We start from the raw sequence: 18,611 nt of genomic DNA on the forward strand, positions 1-18,611 counted from the left end.
CTATCGATCAAGAAGCAAAATGACCACCTACCAACAACTGCAAGCCCACCTGCCCACCGAACCACGCACTTGGCTCATCACCGGTGTCGCTGGCTTCATTGGCAGCAATCTGCTTGAAACATTGCTCAAGCTGGGCCAGCGCGTCGTTGGCCTCGACAATTTTGCTACCGGCCACCAGCGCAACCTGGACGAAGTGCAAACCCTGGTCACCTCCGCGCAATGGGCGAATTTCAGCTTCATTCACGGTGACATTCGTGAACTGGCCGACTGCCAGAAAGCCTGTGTCGGCGCGGACTACGTGCTGCACCAGGCCGCGCTGGGCAGCGTGCCCCGCAGCCTCGAAGATCCGATCACCACCAACAGCGCCAACATCACCGGCTTTCTGAACATGCTGGTTGCAGCGCGCGATGCCAAGGTCAAAAGCTTTACCTACGCCGCCAGCAGCAGCACCTATGGCGACCACCCTGGCCTGCCCAAGGTCGAAGATGCCATCGGCAAGCCGCTCAGCCCCTACGCCGTCACCAAATACGTCAACGAGTTGTATGCCGACGTGTTTGCCCGTTGCTACGGCTTCAACACCGTCGGGCTGCGCTACTTCAACGTATTCGGTCCTCGACAAGATCCTGAGGGTGCCTATGCCGCCGTCATCCCCAAATGGATTGCCAGCCTGATCCAGGGCGAACCCATTTACATCAATGGCGACGGCGAAACCAGCCGCGACTTCTGCTTCATTGCCAACGTAGTGCAAGCCAACCTGCTGGCGGCTACTACGCAAAACCCCGATTCCGTCAATCAGGTCTACAACGTGGCTGTGGGTGATCGCACCACGCTCAACGAGCTGTATGCCCAGTTGCATAGCAACCTGCTACCAGGCTGCCCGCACCTGCAAGACACCCAGCCAGTGCACCGCGACTTTCGCGCCGGCGACGTACGCCACAGCCTGGCGGACATCAGCAAGGCGCAGCGCCTGCTGGGCTATGTGCCCACCCAGCGCATTGGCGAGGGTCTGGCTTTGGCCATGCCGTGGTACATCGGGAAAAAATAAACCATGCAAAAGCGCTCCCAGCCCCCGATGAATTCGGTTGGCGCTGGTGCGCCCCGCCTTCAGAAGTACGTCAGCGCCTTGATGCTGCCCGCCAGCGGGCGGCCCGTGCAGCGAGTGACGCATTCACCCGGCCTTACTGGCGTATAAGGCGCCGCATAGACGCCGAACTACTGCAGAGACAAGGGGGCGAGCTGACGGCGGAATTTGGCACGGGGTGGGAAGAGCCCCGGCTTCGATACTGCATGCTAGCTTTTTAAGTGTTTCGGACGCCGAGATTTTGAACAAACCGTATTCCCAATTAAGTTGCTCGCATTTGCGGCTTGTCCCGCAATCGGTGATGGGTCATCAAATCAGCACAACCTCCCTGCCCTGGTGGCAAAACGCAGCACTGAGTTGGTATGCCCCCCATCATTGAAAAAATCCGCCGCCACCTGACCAACCCCCAATCTCAACACCGCCAGATCGTAGTGGGTTTTTTTTGGGTTAGCTTGTTCGTATTTGTCGGCAAGCTAGCCGGTGCTCTCAAAGAGATGACTATTGCCTGGCGCTACGGTATCAGCGCCACGGTGGATGCATATGTCTTTGTTTTCAACCTGGTCAACTGGCCGGTTTCAGTGTGGGTTGCCATCCTTTCGGTTGTACTTCTTCCTCTGGCTGCGCGGCTTCAGAGCAACACACCCGCCGAGCTACCTCGTTTCAGGGCCGAGCTCCTTGGGTTTACGCTAGTTCTCGGTTTGACGCTGGGCCTGTTGGCGTGGTTAGGTCTGCCAGTACTTCTACGCGGAGGCTGGCTAGGTCTTTCCGGATCCGCCTTGCAGCAGGCTCTGGATATGACGGGTGGCTTGGCCCTTCTGGCGCCACTGGGCACTGTTTCTGGCTTGTTCGCAGCCTGGCTGCTGGCGGCAGGCCACCACCGCAACACACTGTTTGAGGCCATTCCTGCACTGACCCTGCTGATTGCGCTGCTCTTGCCTCCCGCCTGGCTGCCGGAGCAGCTTCTCTGGGGCACTGTGGCAGGTTTTGCCCTTCATGCCGCTGCGCTAGGAATGCCGCTGCTTCGCCGTGGTGAATTGCCCATGCCCCGCCTGGCACAGCGCTCACCAGCTTGGCAGTTCTTCTGGGGCAGCATCGGCATCATGGCTTTGGGACAGGTGCTTTCCGGCTTGACCACCCTGGTGGATCAATTTTTCGCGGCTGGTTTGGATAGCGGAGCTCTGTCCACACTCAGTTACTCCAATCGTATCCTGGCTTTGATTCTGGGCCTGGGTGCCACTGCCGTCAGTCGCGCCACGCTCCCCGTTTTTTCCAATGATGTGGCACAGGGCGGCGCCAATGTGACTGCCTTGGCCTTGCGCTGGTTCAAGTGGATGCTGTTGCTTGGCTTGCTTGTGTTGCTGGTGAGCTGGATATTGGCGCCCTGGATGGTACGTATCTTGTTTGAACGTGGTGCGTTCACTGCATCTGACACCCACGCCGTAAGCAGCGTACTTCGCTACTCCTTGTTTCAGGTGGTATTTTATTTCCCTGCGTTGGTGCTGGTGTCTGCACTGGCGGCACAACATCGATACAAGCTGATTGCATTGAGCGGCGCTATCAATTTGCTATGCAAATTACCCTTGGCATTCCTATTGGTACCGCTGCTTGGTCTTTACGGACTTGTTTTGTCCACCGTCTTGATGTATGCACTGAATACAGTGTTAATTTTTATTTTTATCAGGCGCCCGTTGCTTGGAAAGAATTGAGCGCCCTCAATGAATTTGATAATTTTCACCGATCCCGTTAAATCCGCTTGCACCGCGCGGTGCAAATTGAATCACGCCAGTCACTGGACCAATAACGGCTGGAGCATTATGGAAAATGAACATAAAAAACATAATTCAATCAAGTATCTTGATTTTCTGCAGGTCAGTTTTTCCAAATCATGAGTTCTGTTGCCATTTTCATTCCCTCTTTGCGTGGTGGCGGTGCCGAACGCATCATGGTCACCTTGGCCAATGCTATCGCGGCACGCGGCTTCAAAGTAGACTTGGTACTGGCTACGGCTCAAGGCCCCTACCTTAGAGATGTCTCCCCTGCAGTGTCAGTGATCGATCTCAAGGCTGAGCGCGTCAGTAAGGCGCTTTGGCCCCTAGTTCGCTACTTGCGCCGTGAGCGGCCGCAAGCCATGCTCTCGGCCATGGGACATGCAAATGTCATCGCCCTGCTAGCGCGCAAACTCGCCAGAGTGCCAGTTCGGGCGGTGGTGTCTGAGCGCGGATTGATCAGCGGCGAGCATGCAATTGCCAAAGGCGCAGTTGCACATGTGAATTACAAGCTGATCCGTCTGCTCTACCCCGGAGCTGATGGCATTTGCACTGTTTCGCAAGCGGCATCTAAAGATTTGGCGACCTTTGCCCGCCTGCCCTTGCTACAAGTGCAAACTATTTACAACCCTTTTGACCTGTCGCGCATAGCGCAACAAGCCGTAGAGCCGTTGGCACACCCTTGGTTTGAACCAGGACAGCCACCGGTGTTGCTGGCCATAGGGCGCATGAACGAGGCCAAGGATTTTCCCATCCTCATTCGTGCCTTTGCGCAACTGCGCCAGCACCGGGCTGCACGCCTGGTCATTCTGGGTGAGGGAGAGCTGCGCCCCGAGCTCGAGAGTTTGCTGCGCCAGTTGAACTTGGGTACCGACACCGTGCAAATGCCCGGCTTTGTACCCAACCCTTATGCATGGCTGTCGCGCAGCAGTCTGTTTGTGCTGTCTTCGCGGCGCGAGGGACTGCCGGGCGCACTGATCGAGGCCATGGCCTGCGGCACTCCCGTTGTCAGTACCAACTGCCTGAGTGGGCCGGATGAAATATTGGAGGGTGGACGCTGGGGAAAACTGGTTCCAGTGGGTGATGTGGATGCACTGGCTGTGGCCATGGCCGCGACACTCGATACCCCAGAAGAACAACGGCCCGACGTACGCCATCGAGCGGCCGATTTTGAGCAGGAGCGAGCAGTGGATGCATATTTGCATCTTTTGGGAATGTCTTCGAAAGCTGATCCCAAGGCTGTGATGCTTGAAGAAAATGAGGTCCGTGTATGAAGGTCACCTTTATCATCACCGGCCTTGCCACCGGCGGAGCCGAAATGATGTTGCACAAGCTGCTGCAAAATATCGACCGCAACCGTTTTGAGCCAACCGTCATTTCCTTGATGAACAAGGGAGAAATCGGTCCACGCATCGAGGCACTGGGGATACCGGTTCATACGCTGGGCATGCGCCGAGGCCTGCCCAACCCCTTGATGGTGTTGCGCCTGGCTCGCCTGCTGCGGCAGTTGCAGCCCGCTCTTGTACACACCTGGATGTACCACTCTGATTTACTAGGCGGCCTGGCGGCACGTTTGACTGGCTGCCGGCGAGTAATTTGGGGCATACGCCACAGTAATTTGTCCAAGACCAAGAACAAGCGAAGCACGCTGGCGGTGGTTGGGCTATGCGCGCGGCTGTCGACTTGGCTGCCGGTGCAAATCTTGTCGTGCTCGCACCGTGCCAAAGAAGTCCACGCCGCCGTGGGCTATGTGGGTGAAAAAATTCATGTCATCCCCAATGGCTTTGACCTCGGCCACTTTGCTCCCGATGTCGCTGCACGCGCCAGCCTGCGTACCGAACTGGGCCTGCCGCCTGATGCACCACTGGTGGGTGTGGTGGCGCGGTTTGATGCGCAAAAAAACCATCTCGGTTTTGTACAGGCAGCAGCGCAGTTGCTGGCGCAGTTGCCCCAGGTACATTTTGTACTGGCTGGTACCGGGGTGGATGGCGGTAATGCTGCGCTGCAGGCCGCCATCGCTGCGCACCCGGGCTTGCAAGCGCACATGCACCTGCTGGGTCGGCGAGACGATGTACCCCGCCTGATGGCTGCTTTTGATGTGCTGGCTTCGCCCTCGCATGGCGAGGCTTTCCCTAATGTGTTGGGCGAGGCCATGGCCTGCGGCTTGCCCTGCGTGGTGACGGATGCGGGCGATTCAGCCGAGATTGTGGGCAGCACCGGCCGCGTTGTGGCAGTGGGTGATATGGCTACGCTAGCCCAGCAGTTGCAAGAAGTGCTGCAACTGCCTGCGGAGCAACGCGCCGCTCTAGGTCAGCAAGCGCGCACACGGGTGCAAGTCGAGTATGAAATTGGCCATGTGGCTGGGCTCTACCAAGCGTTTTACGAGCGTGTGGCGGCAGAAGAATAAATAAAGGGATTTTCAACATGTGCGGTTTTACGGGTTTTTTGGGTGGCAAGCCCTATGGTGATGGACCATCTGCAACAGCCTTGCTGCAGCGTATGGCCGATACCTTGATCACGCGCGGGCCTGACGATAGCGGCGTGTGGCACGAAGCGGCGGGCGATTCGGCCATCGGTCTGGCGCATCGTCGCCTGTCCATTCTGGATTTGTCGCCTGCCGGGCATCAGCCTATGGCTTGCCATGCGGGACGCTATGTCATCGCCTTCAATGGCGAGATATACAACCACCTGGATCTACGGCTCGAATTGCAAGCCGCTGGCCACGCCCCCACATGGCGCGGCCATTCCGATACGGAAACCCTGCTGGCCGGATTTTTGGCTTGGGGCGTGCGGGCCACATTGCAGCGCTGCATCGGCATGTTTGCGTTTGCGCTATGGGACAAAAAGGAGCAACTGCTGACCCTCGGGCGCGACCGCCTGGGCGAAAAGCCCTTGTATTACGGCTGGCAGGGTGATGGGGAACACGCTAGTTTTTTGTTTGGTTCCGAGCTGAAGGCCCTGAAACAACATCCAGTTTTTGCGGCCCAAATTAACCGCGATGCTCTGTGCCTGCTCATGCGGCACAACTACATCAACGCGCCGCATTCCATTTATCAAGATATTTACAAGCTGCTGCCAGGGCATCTGCTGACAGTATCTATGCGTCAACGCGAGCCAGTGATGGAGGAGTTTTGGTCTCTACCCGAGATGGCACAGACCGGGGTAGCCAATCCGCTCACAGGCAGCAGCGAGCAAATGACGGACGAGTTGGAGACGTTGCTCAAGTCCGCTGTGCGCCAGCAAATGCTGTCCGACGTGCCGCTGGGAGCATTCCTGTCAGGCGGGATTGATTCGTCCACTGTGGTGGCTCTGATGCAGGCGCAGTCCAGCCAGCCCGTGAAGACTTTCTCCATTGGTTTTCATGAAGAGGGATACAACGAGGCCGTGCACGCCAAGGCGGTGGCGAAGCATCTGCGGACGGATCATACCGAGCTGTACGTCACCCCGGAGCAAGCGCTGGATGTGATCCCCAAGCTGCCGGGGCTATATTGCGAGCCATTCTCTGATTCGTCGCAAATCCCTACTTTCCTGGTGAGCCAACTGGCGAAGCAAAAGGTAACGGTAGCGCTCTCCGGCGATGCGGGGGATGAGCTGTTTTGCGGCTACAGCCGTTACACGCTGACCAGAGATTTGTGGGCCAAGACAGAGCGCATTCCGCGCGGCTTGCGCGGGCCTGCGGCGTCGGCCATCCGGGCTTTGCCACCAGAGGCTTGGAACAAGTTGCTGGCACCCGTGCAGTTCCTGCTGCCAGGCAGCTTGCGCCACGCCAATATGGGAGACAAGTTGCACAAGGGGGCTGCACTATTGTCGGCGCAGCAGGTGGATGAGCTTTATCTGAAACTGGTTACCCATTGGGAACCTGATGGCCTGGTAATAGGCGGTCGGGAGCCCTTGACCGCCTTGCGTGGCGCCCCTTTACCGCTGACTGGTTTGGACAGTGTGCAACGCATGATGGCACTTGATGCCATCACCTATTTGCCGGGCGATATTCTGGCGAAGGTGGATCGCGCGGCCATGGGTATGTCGCTGGAAACACGCGTACCATTTCTGGATCACCGCGTGGTCGAATTTGCCTGGCGGGTGCCCCAAGCCATGAAGCTGCACGCGGGTGTAGGAAAATGGCTTTTGCGCCAAGTGCTATATCGCCACGTGCCAAAGGAACTGATAGAGCGTCCGAAGATGGGTTTTGGAGTTCCAATAGACAGCTGGCTGCGCGGCCCTCTACGTCCCTGGGCCGAAGACTTGCTGAGCGAGTCGCGCTTGAAACGCGAGGGCTACTTCAACCCCGCACCCATTCGACAGAAGTGGGCCGAGCACCTGAGCGGAAAGCGCAATTGGCAGGCTCAGTTGTGGAATGTGCTGATGTTTCAGGCATGGCTGGCAGAGCAGAATTAACGAGCAATAGTGCTGTGAAATGTGTTTCAGAAAGAAGGCTTATGCGCATCCATGATGCGCAAGAGGCTCAAAACTGGATATTTTGCTTTTTATAGGTCAACCTATAAGAACAAAATACACAACGAACTCGCGCATTAACTGATCGCATTTCGGCTGATACACACCACTTCACCAAAGCCACTCCGGATTACTGCCGGTAGCATTTTTCCGGCATACCCCAACAACATCAATGGTTGAAAAAATAATCAACCAAAAATTTAATGATTGACTGGCATTACAAATATCCCCAATAGCGCCACACAAGGCAATGCAAGCAGCGGGAGATTTCCAAAAATAGCCCGATGGCTATCTGCTCGCCGCCTTAGACCACGCCACAACATGATCGCTTGTGCACATCTACATTGATCAAAGCGGACATAAAAGCATGGGGCCTTAGGCGACCGACACCAATGAATAGCATCAAAATGCTCTCGGACAATGCCGGCGATCTCACCGAGCACTTCACCAGAAAACATCGTGATCCAAAGGTTTGACGTTTGCGGCCAGACACTGGAGATCTCGCACCGACTGAGCACGCTCCTCCGCCTACACACCAACGGTTTGGTCACGTACGTCAACGTCGGCAGTCGTCTGCAGAAAATACACCTCGCTTCAGCAGCAGAACTGAAAAAAGGCTGCTGAGCCACATGGGCAACCAGAATAATAAGATCCCCACAGCAAGTACTAAAACACGTTCCACCCAGGATCTGAAATTTCTACAAGCCAAAGAATTTTAATTATTCAAACCCGTACCTGAAACCATTCGGAAACTAACATCTATTCAAAAAATTGAATACCAGAGTTAACCGACACCACCAATTATGGTACGCATTATTTTTTCAAGGTCATCTTGAATCACCGATGCCAGCCCATGGAGCAAACAATGAAATTTTTACTTATTGGCGGTCTAGCCGAGTCGCTAATCAATTTCCGAGGTCCCTTGATTGCATCACTGCAAGCGCACGGCCTGCAGGTGCATGTAGCAGCCCCAGATATCCCCAATGATTCCCCTATACGCCAGCGCCTCCAGGAGGCTGGCGTGATTGTCCACGAAATTCCCTTGAATCGAACGGGAACGAATCCAATAGCTGACGTCAAAACATTGTGGTCTCTATGGCGTCTTATGCGACATATTCAACCGAATAAAGTACTGGGATACACCATCAAGCCGGTCATTTATGGAACTTTAGCCGCATGGCTGGCTGGCGTACCTCATCGCTTTGCGCTGATTTCAGGGCTCGGCTATTCATTTCAGCAAAAAAATGGGCCGCACAACTGGCTCCATTCAGTTGCCAAACGCCTGTATGCATTAGCGCTGGCTCGGGCTCGTGTTGTATTTTTCCAGAACCCTGACGATGAAGCTCTTTTTCGCCAAAGCACTTTAGTCAAAAATGAATCACGCACTTGTGTGGTCAACGGATCGGGTGTGGACACAAAGGCTTTTGACGTAGCCCCCCTCCCCTCCGGGCCTACATGTTTTTTAATGGTTGCGCGCCTGCTCGGCGCAAAAGGCATACGAGAATACGCGCAGGCTGCGCGCAGAATTCGCGATGAATACCCCGCAGTTCGCTGCTTGCTTGTAGGCTGGATTGACTGCAACCCGGACGCCATTAGTCAGCACGAACTTGATGCCTGGGTGGAGAGCGGAACCATTGAATACTTAGGCCGCCTATCGGACGTACGGCCGGCTATTGCACAATGCAGCGTTTACGTTCTTCCGTCCTATCGCGAAGGAACTCCTCGCACTGTATTAGAGGCTATGTCTATGGGTCGTGCAGTAATTACAACTGATGCTCCTGGATGTCGAGAAACTGTTGTTGACGGCGACAACGGATTTTTAGTACCGGTCAAATCCACCGACGCGCTGGAAAAGTCCATGCTGAAATTCATAAAAAACCCCGAACTTGCTAGCAGCATGGGCATTCGCGCACGAGTATTCACGGAAGAAAAATACGATGTTCATAAAGTGAATGCCGTAATGCTGCAGGCAATGGGTATTGAGTAAAATAGAAATCTCTATGAAACGCCTTTTCGACCTTCTCGTTGCGACAGGAGCCTTGCTTTTGTTCGCCCTTCCCCTGCTGGTACTGATCTGGATGGTCCGCCGCAAGCTCGGCAGCCCGGTCTTTTTCCGCCAGGTTCGTCCTGGCCTGCATGGCCGTCCCTTCGAGATGGTCAAGTTCCGCACCATGACCGACGCACGCGGCCCGGATGGTGCTTTGCTGCCTGACTCTGTTCGCCTGACATCCTTTGGTCGTTTTTTGCGCGCGACCAGCTTGGACGAACTCCCTGAGCTGTGGAATGTGATCAAGGGCGACATGAGCCTGGTGGGTCCGAGGCCGTTGCTGGTGGAATACCTGCCGCTGTACTCACCTGAGCAGGCCCGACGCCATGAGGTTCGTCCCGGCATTACCGGCTGGGCCCAGGTAAATGGCCGCAACGCCTTGAGCTGGGACGACAAGTTCAAGCTCGATGTGTGGTACGTGGACCACCGCTCGCTGCGACTGGATGTCAAGATTCTGTGGCTCACCGTGAAGAAAGTACTGGTGCGCGAGGGCATCAGTGCCGCGGGCGAGGCAACGGTGAGCAAATTCACCGGGAGCAAGTCTTGACCACTTTGGCGTTGTTCGGAGCCGGCGGGCACGGCAAAGTGGTTGCGGATGCCGCTCTGCTCGCCGGTTGGAAAAGTGTCATATTTTTCGACGATGCTTGGCCGCATATCCAAATGAATGGCCATTGGCCAGTGGCCGGCAACATGACAGCCCTGCTTGCACGACTGAATGAATTCGACGGTGTCTTGGTGAGCATAGGACACTGTGCGGTGCGGTGGCAAAAGCAACAGGCATTGCAAACGGCCGGAGCAAAGCTCGCAACCGTAGTGCATCCACGGGCCTGCGTGAGTCCCTACGCAAGGCTGGGAGCAGGAACAGTCGTTATGGCTGGAGCCGTGGTAAATGTGGATACAGAGATTGGCGCGGCATGCATTGTGAACACCGGCGCGACCGTGGACCACGATTGCAGACTGGCCCATGGCGTGCATATTTGCCCAGGTGCTCATTTGTCGGGCAACGTTATCGTGGGCGCCTGTAGCTGGGTGGGCGTTGGTGCCGCCGTTCGCCAGGGAATACACATTGGCATCGGTGTGACAGTGGGCGCCGGCGCTGTAGCGGTGAAGCAGATTCCAGATGGATTGACCGTCGTCGGCAACCCCGCTGCCCCGCTCGTGAAGGCGTGATAGCCGCGCCCCAAGGAAAACAAGTTTTTTGATTTGACAACTCATTCTTTATGCTGAACTCCCCTTTCTCCCCTTGGCCCAGCTTCACTACTGAAGAGGCCGACGCCGTGCGCGATGTCGTTTTGTCCAACAAGGTCAATTACTGGACGGGCACCGAATGCCGTACGTTTGAAAAGGAGTTTGCGACCTGGAGCGGCACTGCGCATGCGGTCGCTTTAGGCAATGGCACGCTGGCGCTTGATGTGGCGCTCAAAGCCCTGGGCATTGGCCCGGGTGACGAGGTTGTGGTCACGCCGCGCACGTTTATCGCCAGCATTTCCTGCGTGGTGAATGCGGGTGCTACGCCGGTTTTTGCCGAAGTCGAGGCCGACAGCGGCAATCTCTCGGCGACCACCATCGCCAAAGTGATCACGCCCCGCACCCGCGCCGTGGTCTGCGTGCATCTGGCCGGCTGGCCTTGCGACATGGATCCCATCATGGCGCTGGCCGAGCAGCACGGCATGAAGGTGATCGAAGACTGCGCACAAGCCCACGGCGCCCGCTACAAGGGCCGCCCCCTGGGCAGCATCGGCCATGTCGGCGCCTGGAGCTTTTGCCAGGACAAGATCATGAGCACCGGCGGCGAAGGCGGCATGGTCACGACCAATGACGAAGCCCTGTGGCGCGCCATGTGGTCGTACAAGGACCATGGCAAAAGCTATGCAGCGGTCTACGAACGCGAGCATGCCCCGGGCTTTCGCTGGCTGCATGAGAGCTTTGGCACCAACTGGCGCATGCTGGAAATGCAGGCTGCCATTGGCCGTATTCAGCTGCGCCGCATGGCCGACTGGACGGCGCAGCGCACGGCCAACGCCAAAGCCATCTGGGCTGCCTGCCGGCCTTTCGCTGCGGTGCGCGTGCCCGCTGTGCCCCAAGACAACGTGCACGCCCACTACAAATGCTATGTCTATGTGCAGCCCGAGCAATTGGCTGATGGCTGGAGCCGCGATCGCATCGTGGAAGCGATTACCGCCGCGGGCGTGCCCTGCTTCCAGGGTTCGTGTTCCGAGGTCTACCTTGAAAAGGCTTTTGACGACACGGGCTGGCGACCAGAAGAACGTCTGCCGGTCGCGCGCCAGTTGGGCGAGACCAGCATCATGTTCCTCGTTCACCCCACGCTCACCGCTGCCGAAATCAACAAAACCTGCAGCGCAATCACCCAGGTGCTTACGGCGGCCAGCCGCTGAGTCTGGCATCAGCTTCCACGGCCGTGCACCGACCATGGAAGTCAGTGCCGAATTGCAAACCGTTCGTCCTGCGCTTTTCGGAAGACATATGCGAGACTTCGCCTCTTCGACATGCGCAAGGCTCAGCCTGAGCCGCTCTTTGGCTGGCACATCCGTGCCACGCCAAGGCAGTACAACAACAACAACAAGGGCCACGGGCCCTGCACCATTTAAATGACTTACCGATTTGCCGACCCCATGCTGGCGCTGCCCCGGCCGGCCAAGCGCTCTCTGGCCCTGGCCGTGGACGCTCTGCTGTGCGCTTTTTGCGTCTGGCTGGCTTTTTGCCTGCGGCTCGAGACCTTCGCGCCTTTGCACGGCGTGCAGTGGTGGGTGACTATGGCTGCGGTCGTGCTGGCACTGCCGCTGTTTGCTGTGTGCGGCCTGTACCGCGCCATCTTCCGCTACGCCGGAGGCGCCGCCTTGGCGGCCCTGGTCGTCGCCTGCGGCATTCTGACTGCCGAGTTTTTGCTTGTTTTCACCTTCATTGGTGTGCCCGGTGTGCCGCGCAGCATGGGCCTCACCATACCGCTGCTGATATTTGTGACCGTGGGCGCCTCGCGGCTGGTAGCGCGCTACTGGCTGGGCGGGAGCTACATGAGTGCCTTGACGCGCCAGTCCCTGCCCCAGGTGCTGATCTATGGTGCGGGCTCCGCCGGCAAACGGGTAGCCGAAGCGTTGACCGCCAGCCGAGAGATGGCTGTGCGCGCTTTTATCGACGATGCCCGCGATCTGCGTGGCAGCACGCTCAACGGCCTGCCCATCTATCCACCGTCTGAACTGCAGAAGCTGGTCGCGGAACACGGCATCACCGACCTGCTGCTGGCCCTGCCCTCGATCAGCCGCGCTCGCCGCGCCGAGATCGTCCAACAGATCCAGAAGCAGCGCCTGAAGCTGCATGTACGCACCCTGCCCGACCTGATCGACATAGCCCAAGGCCGGGTACAGATACAAGACCTGCGCGAGCTCGACATCGAAGACCTGCTGGGCCGCGACCCGGTGGCGCCCAACGAGGAACTGCTGCAAAAAAATATCCGCGGCAAGCGGGTATTGGTGACGGGTGCCGGAGGCTCCATCGGCAGCGAGCTGTGCCGCCAGATTGCGCGCCAGCACCCGCATACGCTGCTGCTGCTGGATGTGAGCGAGTTCGCGCTGTACGCCATCCACCACGAATTGCAACAGGTCCCCGGCCATGAGGCCACGCGTCTGCGCCCCCTGCTGGCGTCGGTGCGGGACGAAGCGCGCATGCGAGAAATCCTCAGCACCTGGCAACCCGACACGGTCTATCACGCTGCGGCCTACAAGCATGTGCCCATGGTCGAGCACAACCCCGCGGAAGGGGTGAGAAACAATACCCTGGGCACGCTGACCACGGCACGCGTTGCGGCCGAATGCGGCGTGACGGACTTTGTGCTGGTGAGCACCGACAAGGCGGTGCGCCCGACCAATGTGATGGGGGCGAGCAAGCGGCTGGCAGAGATGGTGCTACAGGCTCTGGCGACAATACCATCGGCAGACGGCAAGCCGGCAACGCGCTTTTCCATGGTGCGGTTTGGCAATGTGCTGGGTTCCAGCGGTTCGGTGGTGCCGCTGTTTCGCCAGCAAATACGCAATGGCGGACCGATCACGCTGACCCATGCGGACATCACGCGCTATTTCATGACCATTCCCGAAGCCGCTCAACTGGTGATACAGGCAGGCGCCATGGCCACCGGCGGTGATGTGTTCGTGCTCGACATGGGAGAGCCGGTACGCATCATCGACCTGGCACGGCGCATGGTGGAATTGTCAGGAATGACGGTGCGCGACGATGAGCGCACGGATGGCGATATTGCCATTGCGATCACCGGCCTGCGCCCTGGGGAAAAGCTCTACGAGGAACTGCTGATTGGCGACAATCCCCAGCCCACCTCGCACCCCCGCATCATGAAGGCCAACGAGGAGTTCATCCCCTGGCCTGAGCTGTCGCAGAGACTGCGCGTTCTATCGATGGTGCTGGACGTGAACGATGTGCCGGTGATCCGCCAAATGCTGGAAGATCTGGTCGGCGGCTACCAGCCCGGCGGCGAGGTGGTCGACTGGATTCACCTGGAACACTATGACCAGGCCGGCCTGCTGACGACCCCGAACAATGCGCCAGAAGACTTGGCACCGGCTCTGGAAGCGCTGAATACGGCACATGGACTGCCGCGCGGGCTAGGGACTGGCCGAGGAATGCCGGAGCGGAGCAAGTAACCACAGCCCAAAAACGCCAGAGCGCAATCGCAAGTTGATGTCAACTGCTACAGGGAGCTTCCAGAGCAGTATCCACATACGCAAAGATAGCCAATCTACGTATGCTTCTCATTCTGGATAACGTGAGACCCTTCTACTTGGCGACCATGAAAATCTGGTTCTCTCAAGGCTCTGGCCTGCCCATTCATTTGATTCATGCACCTTGACTACGGTCACCGCTAGCTGGGAGACCCCCTATTGATGACCGCCGAAACACCGATTGATGCAAGCTGAAAAAATGCCGCCAACTACAGGCATAGTCATGCTTACTCATTCCGTTTGACCAATATAAGAAGCCCTCGAACCATGGAACTCTACTCATCCGTTTGGCACCTCATCAGTGCCTTACTGGTTTTTCTCGGCGGCGCGTCGATTGCTGTAATTATCGGCAAGCGATTCTCAGCTTCCACAAGTCGCAGCATGACGATTTACTGCTGGCACACTCTGCTGTGCATGGTCTATTGCTGGTATGCACTGACGTACGGTGGCGATGCCATCTCCTACTTCAAACAAGCTGAAATTGGCGGACTGGAATTTTCTTTCGGCACGGCCGGCGTCGATTACCTAACGGCTATATTCGTGCAAGGCTTGGGCCTTTCCCTCTTGGGAGGGTTCCTTGTTTTCAATATTTTCGGGACAATCGGCCTGCAGGCTTTTGATGCATGCCTCCGTATAGCGACCCACGGCAAGAATGGCAATCTAAAAAAACTAGCGACCCTGATTGTTTTTCTTCCTTCGGTGAGTTTTTGGTCTTCCGCCATCGGTAAAGATTCGTTGTCTTTCATGGCAGCCAGCCTGGCACTATGGGCATCACTCTCCCTCGGTCGACGGTGGTGGTTAATGGTTTTTTCCGTCACCGTCATGCTCCTGGCCCGTCCCCATATCGCAGCCATGATGGTTATGGCATGGGCCTTCGCAGTACTGGTCAGCAGCAAATTATCACTCGGCAAAAGAGCATCTCTCGCAATAGTATCTTCCATCGCCGTCGCCATAATACTACCGTTTGCCTTGCGGTATGCGGGGGTAGGCGAAACCATTGATGCAGCAAACCTTGCAGAATATGTAGAACAACGGCAGAGTTACAACACTGAAGGCGGCGGCGGAGTAGACATTGCCTCCATGAGTTTGCCAATGAAACTCATAACTTATATGTTCCGGCCTTTCATATTCGAAGTAAATTCCGTCTTCACTCTTGCGGCGGCTATTGACAATTTAATTCTATTATATTTATTCATCATGGGAAGTAAATCCGTTTTTCTGCGCAAGAAAAGTGGACTTGGCGAAAGCAGATCCTTTATGCTTGCATACTCTTTGCTTGCATGGATCACACTTTCCATGACCACGGCCAACTTAGGCATTGCACTCCGGCAAAAATGGATGTTCGCCCCCATCCTTATATTTTTGCTCATTTCAGTAATGGGCATACGCAATCGAAAAAAATCTAAGGCACCCAATTTTTCTTCAGAGGTACCAGATCACCACATGAGCAAATAGTTGCCCCATGCTAAGGCCTCTTACATAGACATCTTCCAAGTAAAAATTCAGCGACGTGAAGTTTTTAAATACTCTGAGCCATGCATAAGGCCTTTTAATACAGGGTTTTGATAGGGTACAGGCGGGGGCGGCACTGGCCGGTACCAGAGGCCCGGGGCCGTCGCGATGTGGTCAGCGCAAGTGTCGCGGCCCTGTCGCGCTGTCCATGCGCACGTTCGCGTCAACCCCGCTTGGGGCCATGCCCAGACTGGCATCACCGCTACAGGTCTGCCATTGCAGCCCGCATCGCATTTCATGGCAAATCCTCCGGTTCCCAAGTGCTTGCGACGCATTTCCACTTCGATGCCGTTGCTGCGAGGTTCCCAATTTAGTCGATAGCGCTATTCCGCGCCGGCTGAAACAGCTCAACGAGTATTCGGCCGATCGACAAGCATCAGCAAACCGCTGAAAGCCTAGCCGTAAGCGCATACGGCAGCTAGATATCGGGAACCGGTAAATCAAAGCGGACAACGTACTACTAAAAGAGCGTTGACCGTCCTCCCCTAAGAACTGAAGCAATGCATGCCCTCATGCCAGCTCAATCAACGGCGGGGAAGACCACGGTGAGCCAGTCGTGCCAGGTTCTGAGCATGGGCCGTTCAGGCGTTCATGCGGCGCGGTAGCGGCAACATTGCGCCAAGCACGAAAGCATAGGACTACGGGCGCGCTGGCGGCCCAAGTTCGGCGACTCCAGGGACAGCCGCCACGGGCTGCCTGCGGCCCCTAGCGTACTGGCACGCCTGCCGCCCCGCCCCTGGGCATCCAATCGAAGGTAAGCATCCAGATCAGCCCGAAGACTGACATTGCAGCCACGACTCCCCCCATCTCTATGACCACTGGATAAAAATATCCTCAACACTATTTTTTGCAAAAATAGCCAAGGTCACAGAAACAGAAGTCCAATGGAGATAATTTTAGAAAACTTTATCTAAAATTAAAAAACCTCTTACCAACTCAAAATATCACCCGCTGAATCAAATCATCAAAGACTGGTCGAAGCATATTAGCCCCGGTAAGAGTCAAATGATTTTCGTCAAAGTAGAGAGGCTTACCTCCACTGGCAGTCAGAAGACAAGACTCTTTGCACAGCACGCCTTGAGTTTTGTATATACTAAAATTCTTCTGATTCATTCGCGACAATGCATCAACCAAAATTTTATTAGACCCCTCATATTCGATAGCACTCTGCGAACTCAATAACTTCCCCTGTTTCATTTCCTGCCAAAGCATCTGCGGAACGCTTCTATCCCAAACAGGGACAGGCATAACAAATGAAACTCGCAAGGAATTATCATCGGCAAGCTTCACAACCTTTTCAATCTGACTTATTAAAGCAGATTCAACAACAGATCCGTGCGAGTAATGCAATACGATGGTGCTTACCTTACGAGCTATCGCCTCTTTTATCAATCCTTGCGGGTCGATTCCACCCTGCATTAACGGGCCATTCTCGACCATAAAGAAAACGGTCGCATTTTTCGAGGAGGCAGCTTCCGCAAACGTGCTTTTTATCGAGTCGGCGTGACTATTCCCCACGAGCAAAATACGAGTTGATGGGTTTTCTACTGCCGCAGTAATTTCACACGATACGCTTTTCGGCTCAAGGATACGGTTGAGTTTTCCACACCGGTAAGGCGCCCGATCCGTCCATGCAGCATAAATGTTGCGCTCCTGCGGTGAAAGGCTCAAGGTTTGCAGCGCTCCACCAACAGCCCCGAGTGTCACTATGGTGAGGACAGCACCAATGGTCCACTTCGCTTGCGCTTGGCCATGACGAAAACGCGCCTCTACGCACGTGTACAAGAGGGCTGAGGCAGCGACGACAAAAAAAGCAATGATGATTGTCTGACTCAAACTAGAAGGTTTTAGATTCGTACCGGAAAATGGTTCGTATAGAAATAGAACAATGACAGGAAAATGTGCAAGATAGACCGAGTAAGAATAGTTCCCAAGTCGTTCAAGCAGTGTTGCGAGCAGGTTGGACTGGAGTACTTTCGGAATACCGAAGAGCAATGTCAAGGCTGTTGCCGTACTGATGACCAATGAAACCAATCCTGGGTGCCCATTCCAAAAACCGATTGCCTGTCCGTCTACATTAAAGAATGGGATATACAATATGACGCACAAAAACAAACCACCAACCCAAGCTGATTTATCGCTTGCAGCAATTCGTTCACGGGAAAAATAAGCAGCAACACCAAATCCGAAGAGAAATTGCCACAATCTGAATGGCAGCAAAAAAAACCCTGTCTTGGGCGAAATACCCACCACGAAAAAACACAGGGCTACCGACGTTATCGTAAGAAAAAGGTACCCAGCCAGCTTCGTTTTCTTCAAAAACCAGAAAATCACCGGAACCAGAAGATAAAACTGAATCTCCACACCAAGTGACCAAAGATGAAGAAGCGGCTTGAATGCAGCCTTGTCAAAATACGAATTTTCCAGCCAAAAACCAATATTAGAAGAGAATGCTATAGCAAACCATCCTTGCTTCGCAATTTGGTCAAAATCACTGGGGATGGTTACCAGTACTCCCAACAACAATGTTGCCATTATTGTCACAAAATAAGCAGGCAGTAATCTTTTGGCTCTTTTCGTAAAAAATTCGGCCTTGCGCTCTGGGTCATACATTAATGCCATGAGGTAGCCGCTGATGACAAAAAACACATCAACGCCCAAGAATCCATTACTAAATCCAAAAACATTAATATGGAATAGCACTACTAAAAGCACTGCGATTCCGCGCAACATCTGCACATCTTTACGATAATTCATGGCACAAATTGTGCCATACCCCCTATATATTAGGGAGTGAGCAGAGTCGTTTTTTGTCTGCTGACGACTCTTCGCCTACGGGTGCACACTCCTTGTGACTCCATCGAAATGTGCATGACGCGATTCAGGGTCCATCATCGGAACGGTCCATCCGCACTGGCACGCGCGGACATCCACCATCCCACAAAGGCATCCAGGAGTCCTGGCCTCATTGTTGGGAAGACTGTGAGGTCGCCTGCACAGGTGGA

Annotated in this window: 12 protein-coding genes; 11 read left to right on the plus strand and 1 reads right to left on the minus strand. The window is 55.5% G+C overall.

Translation table 11 applies throughout. From position 1 onward, the window contains the following. The first annotated feature begins 19 nt into the window (after positions 1 to 19). The 11 genes from N0K08_RS03355 (at position 20) to N0K08_RS03405 (ending at position 15,549) form a co-directional block, all read left to right on the plus strand. Positions 20 to 1,045, plus strand: coding sequence for an NAD-dependent epimerase/dehydratase family protein (locus N0K08_RS03355; RefSeq protein ID WP_261498585.1), 1,026 nt, complete (start codon positions 20 to 22; stop codon positions 1,043 to 1,045). Between the two features lie 398 nt (positions 1,046 to 1,443). Beyond that, positions 1,444 to 2,787, plus strand: a complete 1,344-nt coding sequence (gene murJ, locus N0K08_RS03360; RefSeq protein WP_261498586.1) for a murein biosynthesis integral membrane protein MurJ — start codon at positions 1,444 to 1,446, stop codon at positions 2,785 to 2,787. A 179-nt stretch (positions 2,788 to 2,966) separates the two neighbouring features. Continuing rightward, a complete protein-coding gene (locus tag N0K08_RS03365) occupies positions 2,967 to 4,121 on the plus strand; it encodes a glycosyltransferase (RefSeq protein ID WP_261498587.1) in 1,155 nt (384 codons plus the stop codon). Beyond that, a complete protein-coding gene (locus tag N0K08_RS03370) occupies positions 4,118 to 5,254 on the plus strand; it encodes a glycosyltransferase (protein ID WP_261498588.1) in 1,137 nt (378 codons plus the stop codon). Before N0K08_RS03365 ends, N0K08_RS03370 begins: the two co-directional genes overlap by 4 nt. Positions 5,255 to 5,271: 17 nt before the next feature. After that, complete coding sequence (gene asnB / locus N0K08_RS03375) at positions 5,272 to 7,242, plus strand: asparagine synthase (glutamine-hydrolyzing) (RefSeq protein ID WP_261498589.1); 1,971 nt, start codon at positions 5,272 to 5,274, stop codon at positions 7,240 to 7,242. Between the two features lie 922 nt (positions 7,243 to 8,164). After that, positions 8,165 to 9,286 (plus strand): glycosyltransferase family 4 protein, encoded by a 1,122-nt coding sequence (locus N0K08_RS03380; RefSeq protein WP_261498590.1) that lies wholly within the window; start codon positions 8,165 to 8,167, stop codon positions 9,284 to 9,286. Positions 9,287 to 9,299: 13 nt separating this feature from the next. Further along, positions 9,300 to 9,893: a sugar transferase gene (locus N0K08_RS03385; RefSeq protein WP_261498591.1), complete on the plus strand. Its 594-nt coding sequence runs from the start codon at positions 9,300 to 9,302 to the stop codon at positions 9,891 to 9,893. Then, the gene (locus N0K08_RS03390) at positions 9,890 to 10,516 is read left to right on the plus strand and encodes an acetyltransferase (RefSeq protein WP_261498592.1); all 627 of its coding nucleotides are present in this window, start codon (positions 9,890 to 9,892) and stop codon (positions 10,514 to 10,516) included. The genes N0K08_RS03385 and N0K08_RS03390 overlap by 4 nt, the downstream gene beginning before the upstream one ends. A 50-nt stretch (positions 10,517 to 10,566) precedes the next feature. Beyond that, positions 10,567 to 11,742: a DegT/DnrJ/EryC1/StrS family aminotransferase gene (locus tag N0K08_RS03395; RefSeq protein ID WP_261498594.1), complete on the plus strand. Its 1,176-nt coding sequence runs from the start codon at positions 10,567 to 10,569 to the stop codon at positions 11,740 to 11,742. Between the two features lie 213 nt (positions 11,743 to 11,955). Beyond that, complete coding sequence (locus N0K08_RS03400) at positions 11,956 to 14,016, plus strand: polysaccharide biosynthesis protein (protein ID WP_261498595.1); 2,061 nt, start codon at positions 11,956 to 11,958, stop codon at positions 14,014 to 14,016. Positions 14,017 to 14,361: 345 nt separating this feature from the next. Next, on the plus strand, positions 14,362 to 15,549 hold the full coding sequence (locus N0K08_RS03405; RefSeq protein WP_261498596.1) for a hypothetical protein: 1,188 nt from the start codon (positions 14,362 to 14,364) through the stop codon (positions 15,547 to 15,549). 993 nt (positions 15,550 to 16,542) lie between these two features. On the opposite strand, the gene N0K08_RS03410 is transcribed toward N0K08_RS03405, so the two are convergent. Continuing rightward, positions 16,543 to 18,363, minus strand: coding sequence for an acyltransferase family protein (locus tag N0K08_RS03410; RefSeq protein ID WP_261498598.1), 1,821 nt, complete (start codon positions 18,361 to 18,363; stop codon positions 16,543 to 16,545). Positions 18,364 to 18,611 lie beyond the last annotated feature (248 nt).

Source organism: Acidovorax bellezanensis, from assembly GCF_025421555.1.
In the GTDB taxonomy this organism is placed as follows: domain Bacteria; phylum Pseudomonadota; class Gammaproteobacteria; order Burkholderiales; family Burkholderiaceae_C; genus Comamonas; species Comamonas bellezanensis.

Bases quoted from the DNA above. Each gene is read 5' to 3' on its own strand.
- N0K08_RS03355 (WP_261498585.1), top strand. From the start codon at position 20: ATGACCACCTACCAACAACTGCAAGCCCACCTGCCCACCGAACCACGC.
- murJ (WP_261498586.1), top strand. From the start codon at position 1,444: ATGCCCCCCATCATTGAAAAAATCCGCCGCCACCTGACCAACCCCCAA.
- N0K08_RS03365 (WP_261498587.1), top strand. From the start codon at position 2,967: ATGAGTTCTGTTGCCATTTTCATTCCCTCTTTGCGTGGTGGCGGTGCC.
- N0K08_RS03370 (WP_261498588.1), top strand. From the start codon at position 4,118: ATGAAGGTCACCTTTATCATCACCGGCCTTGCCACCGGCGGAGCCGAA.
- asnB (WP_261498589.1), top strand. From the start codon at position 5,272: ATGTGCGGTTTTACGGGTTTTTTGGGTGGCAAGCCCTATGGTGATGGA.
- N0K08_RS03380 (WP_261498590.1), top strand. From the start codon at position 8,165: ATGAAATTTTTACTTATTGGCGGTCTAGCCGAGTCGCTAATCAATTTC.
- N0K08_RS03385 (WP_261498591.1), top strand. From the start codon at position 9,300: ATGAAACGCCTTTTCGACCTTCTCGTTGCGACAGGAGCCTTGCTTTTG.
- N0K08_RS03395 (WP_261498594.1), top strand. From the start codon at position 10,567: ATGCTGAACTCCCCTTTCTCCCCTTGGCCCAGCTTCACTACTGAAGAG.
- N0K08_RS03400 (WP_261498595.1), top strand. From the start codon at position 11,956: ATGACTTACCGATTTGCCGACCCCATGCTGGCGCTGCCCCGGCCGGCC.
- N0K08_RS03405 (WP_261498596.1), top strand. From the start codon at position 14,362: ATGGAACTCTACTCATCCGTTTGGCACCTCATCAGTGCCTTACTGGTT.
- N0K08_RS03410 (WP_261498598.1), bottom strand. From the start codon at position 18,363: ATGAATTATCGTAAAGATGTGCAGATGTTGCGCGGAATCGCAGTGCTT.